This is a genomic window from Paenibacillus sp. MER 99-2 (assembly GCF_023714095.1).
In the GTDB taxonomy this organism is placed as follows: Bacteria; Bacillota; Bacilli; order Paenibacillales; family Paenibacillaceae; genus Paenibacillus.
On the sequence record NZ_JAMAUZ010000025.1, the window covers coordinates 1 to 539 of the forward strand.

2 tRNA genes and 1 rRNA gene are annotated in these 539 nt (G+C 48.8%); all 3 read right to left on the bottom strand.

From position 1 onward, the window contains the following. Positions 1 to 123, bottom strand: a 23S ribosomal RNA gene (locus M3636_RS29075); the annotation flags it as partial. 205 nt (positions 124 to 328) lie between these two features. Next, positions 329 to 404 (bottom strand) — tRNA-Ala (locus tag M3636_RS29080). Positions 405 to 425: 21 nt separating this feature from the next. Beyond that, positions 426 to 502: transfer RNA gene (locus tag M3636_RS29085), tRNA-Ile, on the bottom strand. Positions 503 to 539: the final 37 nt, after the last annotated feature.

A 539-nucleotide genomic window follows, 5' to 3' on the forward strand; every position in this document is an offset into this window, starting at 1 on the left:
CCCATTCGGACACCCCCGGATCAAAGCTTGCTTACAGCTCCCCGAGGCAGTTTCGTTGTTCGCCACGTCCTTCATCGGCTCCTAGCGCCTAGGCATCCTCCGTGTGCTCTTAGTAGCTTAACCATTCACTCGTGTTCGAGCTGTCGCTCCGCTTGGTTTGGACTACGTCCAAATCCAAAAGTCACTCCATTTCGATCACTCGCTTCAGCAGTCTACCTTATAAAACACTTCACTTGTTTACACAAGATCAGCTTAAAGGAATGTTCTAATTCGCATTTACTTTCGTTTCGATATCTAGTTTTCAAAGAACAAGCTAATAAAATCTTGTTGGTGGAGCCAAGCGGGATCGAACCGCTGACCTCCTGCTTGCAAGGCAGGCGCTCTCCCAGCTGAGCTATGGCCCCATATTAATTTTAAGGTGTAAATGGTGGGCCCTGGTGGACTCGAACCACCGGCCTCACCCTTATCAGAGGTGCGCTCTAACCAACTGAGCTAAGGGCCCACATTATATTTACTTTAGAACCCATAATGGGTTACGC